Genomic DNA, 7,185 nt, shown 5'->3' on the forward strand with positions numbered 1-7,185 from the left:
ACCAGTGGACGTCGACGTGCACCTTCGGCGACGCCGCCGACACCCCGTTCGTGATGTACAACGACCTCGAACGGATGGGCCGCCACCTGATCGAGGACCACGGGCCCGAGGTCGCGACGGGCCTGGGCGGACTGTTCGCCCACATCGGCCGGTTCGCGCCGTATTTCGTCGACTCGGCGTTCGGTCCCCCGCTGGACATCATCGAGGTGATCGCCGAACAGCCCACACCTGAGGACCGTCACGATTTCGCGCAGATGTGGTACGGCAGCACGATGGACACGGTCCGCCGCTTCCTCGCGCCAGACCAGGGCCGCTGCATCCAGGGTTCGCTGGCCGCAATGTCCATCGACGCTTTTGACGGCGGTCCCTGGACGCCGGGTTCGAACGCATCGACGCTGTACCACTACCTGATCGGCGGCGGCAACGTCGAATACATCATGCCCCGCGGCGGCATCGGCTCGCTGAGCACGGCGCTGTGCCGACGCGCTGAATCGCTGGGCGCCGAGGTGCAGATGAAGCAGCACGTCAAGCAGATCGTCGTCACCGACGGTCGTGCCACTGGAGTCCAATTACGCGACGGCACAACCATTTCGGCCGACGCCGTGCTCTCCTCGCTCGACCCGTACACCACATTCGTGAATCTGGTCGGCGAGGGTAACTTTCCGCCCGACTACATCCGCAAGATCAAGGAAATCAACTTCAACCTCGGATACATCCAGGCCCACCTGACCATTGACCAAGCGCCCCAATGGATCGAGCGGCTGCAGCCGTACATGCACGACAACGGACAGTGGTGTCCGACCGTCGCCTACGCGCCGTCGGCGGAATACATCAGCGACGCCTGGGAGCAATACCGCAAGGGACAGCTGCCCGACGCACCGCCCACCTACCTGTACATCCCCAGCATGGTCGACTCATCGCTGGCGCCCGAGGGCAAGCACAGCGCGACCATCTTCACCCCGTACTTCCCCACCGGGCTGGACGCCGACGAAAACCGAAGCTGGAAAGAGCAATACGCCGACACCTGCGTACAGATCTTCGACAGGTACGCGCCCGGCTTCGCCGACTCGGTCACCAATCGCGTCGTCTTCTCCAACCGCTACTTCGGCAGCACCTTCAGCGCACACGCCGGCGATTACTCGCATGGCCTGCTACAGCCCAACCAGTTGTGGACCGGCCGCGTAGTCGAAGGGGCCGACAAGTTCGCCACACCGGTCGACGGGCTCTACCTGTGTGGCCAATGCACGCACCCCGGCCCCGGGGTAACCGGCATCCCCGGATGGAACGGAGCCGAGGCGGCCCTCGAACATCTCAACGCGCGGGTGTCATGAATCTGCAGATCGATTAACGGATCACCCATCGTCTCGTCGGCGGACCAGGGCTACGTATCCGATCAGGCAAATGACCGCCCAACCGAGCGTGAGCCAGCCCATCGTTCCGCCAAGATTCGCAACCAGCACACCGATTCTCGACTGCGGGTATCCCTCTTCGATTGCTTGGGATGCGAATTGCCTGAGCGCGGCCCACACGATCAGGAGGGTGACCATCACGGCAACGCTCATGATCGTAGTCACCCGCGCGACGATCAGTTGCAACTCGGCTTTCGTCAACGGCCCGCCCACGAGACGGTGACGTTACCGGACAAAACGTCGCACCACGTCGGTTCGGCATGTACCATTTGGTACATGTTGACCGAAGACAGCATCGAGATCGACGCCCCGCCGCAGTTGGTATGGAAGGTTTTCAGCGACGTCGAGCACTGGCCGGAGTGGACCGACTCGGTCACCTCACTGGTCGGGCGCGACGGGTCCAATTTGGCTGTCGGCAAACGGTTCTCGATCAAACAGCCCGGCATGTCCAAGTTGAACTGGCAGGTGACCGAGATCGACCCGGGCCTGTCCTGGACCTGGGTGCAACGCTCCCCTGGTGTGAACGTGAGCGCTCGTCACCACGTCATCGCCCAGCCCGGTGGCCGCACCTTGGTACGCCAGCAACTCGAGCAGCGTGGTGTGCTCGGCGCGCTGGTCGGAAGGATGATGATCAAGAAGACCAAGCGTTTCCTCGAACTCGAAGCCCAAGGACTCAAGGCCCGGTCTGAGCAACTGCACCGTGCCAATGGTTCGCAGTCCTGACCGAAGTCCGCGCCGACAACTGCTGGACAAACTCGTCGAGGAATTCGCCAGAGGCGGCATCGGTGACCGGTCGCTGCGCGACGTGGCCGCCGCCGTCGGCACCAGCCACCGAATGCTGTTGCACCACTTCGGTTCTCGAGAAGAGCTGCTGATCGCCATCGTCGAGGAAACCGAGCTTCGTCAGATGGCTCTGGTGCCCGACATACCGATGGATCCGGCCGAAGGCTTCGCCGCGATGTGGGCCGACCTGCGCCGCCCCGAACTGCGCCACTTGGAACGCCTTTTCTTCGAGTGCTATTCGCGCGCAGCGCAGGGCGAAGAGCCCTTCACGCGCATCGTTCCCGGCGCCGTCGACGGCTGGCTGCGTGAGGTCGAGGCGGCAACGGCCGGCGTCCCCTACAACGGTGCGATGGCACGCCTGGGGCTGGCCGTCACTCGTGGGCTTCTGCTGGACCTTGTTGCCACCGAGGACGAGGCCGGCGTCGATGCGGCCGCGGAAGCGTTCGTTGAGCTTCTCAGACGCTGACTGGCCGGCCCTTCGCCGACGAGCCGGTGCCGACTCCGAAGAACTTGTATTCGGCGAGTTTGAGCGAGCGGGTTTCCCGCCAGTACTGCCAGGTCATGCCGCTCCACAGGGTCCGGTTGACGCCGTGATCGTCCAGATACCAGCTGCTGCAGCCGCCGGTGTTCCAGACCGAGCCGGCCAGCTTGCTCTGCAGTTCGGTGTTGGTGCGGTCCTGCGCGGTGCGGCTGGGCGCCAGCGCCTGCGCGCCGGCCTTGTCGACGGCGCCGATCGCCTCGGCGACGTAGTGGATCTGCGACTCGATCATGAAGACCACGGAGGTGTGGCCCAGCCCTGTGTTTGGTCCGAGCAGGAAGAACAGATTCGGCATGTCGGCCACGGCGATGCCGCGGTGCGCCACGACTCCCTCCCGGTTCCAGCGATCCACCAGGTCCTCGCCGCGCGGGCCCTTCACATCGACGTAGGTGTAGGAGTCGGTGGTGTGGAAACCGGTGGCGTACACGATGACGTCGACGGGGTGCTCCACGCCGTCGTCGGTGACGATGCCGTCGGCGGTGATGCGGGTGATCCGGTCGGTGATCAACGTGGTCTTCGGGTTGTCGACCGCCTGGTAGTAGTTGGCCGCGTACAGGATTCGCTTGCAGCCGGCCCGGTACTTCGGGGTGAGCCGGCGACGCAGTTCTTTGTCCTTCACGTTGCGGCGAATGTTCAACCTGCCAACCAGTTCCACGGCTCGCAGCAGGCTCGGGCGTTGTGTCATGGCGAACCCAAGGCCTTCGAGCCCCCAGTAGATGCCGGACCGCACAGCGAGTCTCAGGCCCGGCACCGTCGCGAAGGCCTTGCGCACCGCGTCGGGCAGCAGACTGTTCGGCCGCGGTACCACCCACGGTGGGGTGCGCTGATAGAGCTGCACCTCGGCGACGCCGGCGTCTCGGCGCACCAACTCGGGAAGGATCTGAATCGCGCTGGCGCCGGTACCGATGATCGCGACCCGCTTGCCGGTCATGTCGACGCTGTGCTCCCACTGCGCGGAATGGAAAGCGGGGCCGTGGAATTCGTCCATACCCTCGATGTCGGGCATCCGCGGGATGTGCAGCGCGCCGGCGCCGGAGATCAGAAACTGAGCGACGTACTCGTCTCCCGATTCGGTGAATACGTGCCAGCGGTATTCGCTGTCATCCCAGTGCGCGCGGCTCACCTTCTGACCGAATCGGATGTAACGGCGTAGCCCGTACTTTTCGGTGACGTCCTTGAGGTAGTCCAGGATCTCTGGTTGCGGGGAGAACAGCTTGCTCCAGGTGGCCTTCGGCTCGAATGAGAACGAATACAGGTGCGACGGTACGTCGCACGCGCAACCGGGGTAGCTGTTGTCCCGCCAGGTGCCGCCGACGTCGTCGGCTTTCTCCACGATGACGAAGTCCACGCCCTGGCGCTGCAGCGCGATCGCCATGCCGAGTCCGGCGAAACCCGTGCCGATGATCACCGCGCGGGTGCGTACGGGCGCGGCAGACGCATCGGGTTGGGTGGTCGACTCGGCAATGCTCATTGCGCCGCTCCTCCTCTTCGCTGCACTCGGCATCGTCGCCGACGCAGCTCCCAAATATCCAGTACCGAGGGTATCAACGCCGCCCGATGCTAGCTGGCGGCGGAACTGTGCGGCATCGCGTCATGAATCGGCTTGTCGGGGTCCAGCTTGATGCCGAGCATCTCGGCGGTGCCGCAGATGACGCCCAGCGTGATTGTGGTCAGATGCTCGACGAACAGTTCGCGGGGCATTCGCCGCGGGCTGCCGGCATCCGAACCGAGCCACCAGTCGGTGGCGGCCGCCGCGCACCCGTAGGCGGCGAACGCCGCGAGTTCGAACGCGGCGGGATCGAGCTCCATCTCGCGCAGCTCGTTGTTGAACATTTCCGCCATCGCCAAGGTGATCTCGCGGCCTTCGTTCACTGTGCGCATCGTCGACTCTGATTGCTCGGGGAAGCGGCCCTGGATGAAGAAGCGCAGCACGTTGGGATGTTCGTCGACCAGGCTGACGTGTTCTTCGGCGCTGCGATGGATGATCTCGCGGACCGAGTCGGTGGCGAAGTCGATCGACGGGAAGACCGCCGCCCACAGCATGTCGCGCAGACGTTCCCCGATCGCCTGAAACAGGTCGGACTTGTCGGTGAAATGACGGTAGATCTTGGGTTTTGCGGTGCCGGCCTCTTCGGCGATCTCGCGGACGCTGAGGTCGGGTCCGAGCCGGTCGATGGCGCGAAACGCCGCCTCGACGATCTCAGCGCGCACCTTCTTCCGGTGCTCGCGCCAGCGTTCGCTGCGCGCGTCGACCTTCACACCGGGTTTGGGCCCGGTGTGGGGCAGCGGGGGTCTGGGAATTCGGACCACGTCAAGCACCATACCTCGGTGCATCCGCTGACCTGGGCAGACCGCCTATCGGAGCGCCGGGCGTCACAGCACCCGCCCAGCACCCGACGCGCCGGACACCGCTGACCCCGACCTCAGTGCCCCGCGCGCAGCACCTCGCTGGGAGAGCGGCCGAACTCCCGCCGGTAGTCCGCGGCAAACCGGCCGAGATTACCGAACCCCCACCGGTATGCGATGTCCGCGACGGTTGCCCCTCCTTCGAGGGACGCCTGGCGCAGGTCGGCGTGAGCCCGCGCAAGACGGATCGACTTCAGGTATGACATCGGGGTCGTGTCCAGGTATCTGCGAAACGCATCCTGGAGGGCACGGGCGCTTAGCCGTGCTGCGGCCGCGACATCGCTGATCCGGACATCCTCGGCTGCGGCACCCTCGAGATACGCCATCGCACGACGCACGGCCGGCGGTCGGACGTCACCGCTCGAGCAGGTGTCGGCGGCTCGGAGACCAGGCCCGTAGGCCTCGATCATGCTTGCTACCAACATCCGGATCATCTGACTGCGCAGCAACGCGCCGGACGTTAGGAGCCCACCTGGTCCGGCATTTCGGAGCAGGAAATGCGTCACCTTTTGAACGGCCATCGTTCCCGGCTTTGACGGATGCCAGCTCAAGGGGAATCGGATCGGATTTGACTCCCCCGCCCCGGTGAGCTCAGCGATCGCCGTCTCGAATTCCCTACGAGGAAGTCTCACGTTGAACAGTCTGCAGTTCTCTTCCCAGCGCAGCTGATACACCGTGTGCGCATCCAGGACCACGTGTTCCCCGGGCGATACGAGCCGTTCCCCACTCTCGGCGCGGACCCCGAACCGCCCGCTAATCTGTTGGGACACAAGAACAAAGTCCTCGAACGTCACAGGATCCACCCACGCGGTACCGGACCCGAACGACATGACGTTAACGCTGAGCCCCGCGGTGCCCCCCTCCGCGTGCCGCGCACGAAAAGCCGACAAGCCCCCGCCGACAGTGAGGCGGTGGGGAACGTATGCAGACGTGAGCTGAGTTCGCGCCTCCTCGGGATCAGCGGTGTCCGTCCGGAGACGAAGACCGTCGATCACCGTGTTCTCCCGTTGATGTCTGTTCGATGTCACTAACGCGGACCGCGTCCAGCCTCTTCGAGTATATATAGAATCCCTATGCTTAGCAGCGCGACTGTCCTGCTCAGACGGCCGGCACCACGTTGTGGTTGAGGCGGAACATGTTGGTCGGGTCGTACGTCTTCTTGACATCCGCCAAGCGCTCGTAGCGCTCGGGGCCGTAGATCGCCACGGCGTCGGTCGCTTCTTCCGGGGCGAGGTTGTTCACCAGCCGCCTGTCACCCTGCCATGGCGCCATGCCGTCGAGCAGCGCGGCGACCGACTCCTTGAGCCGCTGTTCCTCTGACAGCGGACCGACCTCGACGCCCAGCAGGACATACGGCAGGCCTCTGGTCGCTACCGCGTTGGGCACCGCAGGCTCTCGGTCCCAGGCTCCGCCAAGGGCACGTAATTCGGTGACCCACATGGTGGCTTGGGATTCCGGGCCGACGAGTTCGACCAACTTGTCCTGCGCCTCCGCGGGGAAGCCCCGCAGCATGATGCTGCGTTCGTAGTAGGGCAACGGTTCGGTCGGCTCGTCGTGGATCGACGCGGCCGCGGTGTATGGCATGTCCGCGACGGTGTCCAGAACCGCCGGCGCCGCTGCCCGTAGCGGCGCGATCATCCGTTTGCCGTCCTCCGCCGTGCCGGTGTAGGCGATCCGCAGCGCCACCGAGAACACGCCACGCAGTGGTTCGGGGATCTCGGGCCGCGATGGCGGTCGCAGTGCTGCGAAGGAGGAGATCATCGTTTCCGGCGTATTCGGGTGCCAGGCAGTCCAGGCGCGCAGCACGTCGCTCATCCGCTCACCGGGGAAGTAGATGCTGCCGCCATAGAGGCGAGAAACTGGGAACAAAGCGAATTCCAGCGCCGTGACCGCCCCGAAGTTGCCCTTGCCGCCGCGCAACGCCCAGAACAGTTCGGGGTCGGATTCCGCGTCGACATGCCGCAATTCGCCGTCCGCTGTCACCACGTCGAGCGAGCGCACGTGATCGGCGGCGTAACCGTGGGAGCGGCCAAGGGTCGGGCTGAGACC

General features: G+C 64.9%; 8 protein-coding genes. 3 read left to right on the top strand and 5 right to left on the bottom strand.

The window, feature by feature from the left end; all coding sequences use genetic code 11:
- Positions 1-1,331: NAD(P)/FAD-dependent oxidoreductase (locus VN856_RS24935; protein WP_325694316.1), on the top strand; the 1,331-nt coding region annotated here is incomplete at its 5' end.
- A gap of 21 nt (positions 1,332-1,352) precedes the next feature.
- Here VN856_RS24935 and VN856_RS24940 read toward each other — a convergent pair.
- Positions 1,353-1,574, bottom strand: coding sequence for a hypothetical protein (locus VN856_RS24940; RefSeq protein WP_325694317.1), 222 nt, complete (start codon positions 1,572-1,574; stop codon positions 1,353-1,355).
- 111 nt (positions 1,575-1,685) lie between these two features.
- Here VN856_RS24940 and VN856_RS24945 point away from each other — a divergent pair, with 111 nt between their 5' ends.
- Together VN856_RS24945 and VN856_RS24950 are read left to right on the top strand one after the other, a co-directional pair.
- A complete protein-coding gene (locus tag VN856_RS24945; RefSeq protein WP_325694318.1) occupies positions 1,686-2,132 on the top strand; it encodes an SRPBCC family protein in 447 nt (148 codons plus the stop codon).
- The gene (locus tag VN856_RS24950) at positions 2,116-2,658 is read left to right on the top strand and encodes a helix-turn-helix domain-containing protein (RefSeq protein ID WP_325694319.1); all 543 of its coding nucleotides are present in this window, start codon (positions 2,116-2,118) and stop codon (positions 2,656-2,658) included. The genes VN856_RS24945 and VN856_RS24950 overlap by 17 nt, the downstream gene beginning before the upstream one ends.
- Here the strand turns inward: VN856_RS24950 and VN856_RS24955 are convergent.
- The 4 genes from VN856_RS24955 to VN856_RS24970 all read right to left on the bottom strand — a co-directional run.
- The gene (locus tag VN856_RS24955; RefSeq protein ID WP_325694321.1) at positions 2,648-4,201 is read right to left on the bottom strand and encodes an NAD(P)/FAD-dependent oxidoreductase; all 1,554 of its coding nucleotides are present in this window, start codon (positions 4,199-4,201) and stop codon (positions 2,648-2,650) included. The genes VN856_RS24950 and VN856_RS24955 overlap by 11 nt on opposite strands.
- A gap of 89 nt (positions 4,202-4,290) precedes the next feature.
- Positions 4,291-5,040 (bottom strand): TetR/AcrR family transcriptional regulator, encoded by a 750-nt coding sequence (locus VN856_RS24960; protein ID WP_325694322.1) that lies wholly within the window; start codon positions 5,038-5,040, stop codon positions 4,291-4,293.
- A gap of 113 nt (positions 5,041-5,153) precedes the next feature.
- Positions 5,154-6,302, bottom strand: a complete 1,149-nt coding sequence (locus VN856_RS24965; protein ID WP_325694324.1) for an AraC family transcriptional regulator — start codon at positions 6,300-6,302, stop codon at positions 5,154-5,156.
- On the bottom strand, positions 6,235-7,185 hold a 951-nt coding region (locus VN856_RS24970; protein WP_325694326.1), incomplete at its 5' end, for an FAD-binding oxidoreductase. The genes VN856_RS24970 and VN856_RS24965, both read right to left, overlap by 68 nt.

This window comes from Mycobacterium sp. (genome assembly GCF_035603715.1).
Lineage (GTDB): Bacteria > Actinomycetota > Actinomycetes > Mycobacteriales > Mycobacteriaceae > Mycobacterium.

Coding starts and splice junctions, on each gene's coding strand:
- VN856_RS24945 (WP_325694318.1), top strand. CDS start 1,686: ATGTTGACCGAAGACAGCATCGAGATCGACGCCCCGCCGCAGTTGGTA.
- VN856_RS24950 (WP_325694319.1), top strand. CDS start 2,116: ATGGTTCGCAGTCCTGACCGAAGTCCGCGCCGACAACTGCTGGACAAA.
- VN856_RS24955 (WP_325694321.1), bottom strand. CDS start 4,201: ATGAGCATTGCCGAGTCGACCACCCAACCCGATGCGTCTGCCGCGCCC.
- VN856_RS24965 (WP_325694324.1), bottom strand. CDS start 6,302: ATGTCAAGAAGACGTACGACCCGACCAACATGTTCCGCCTCAACCACA.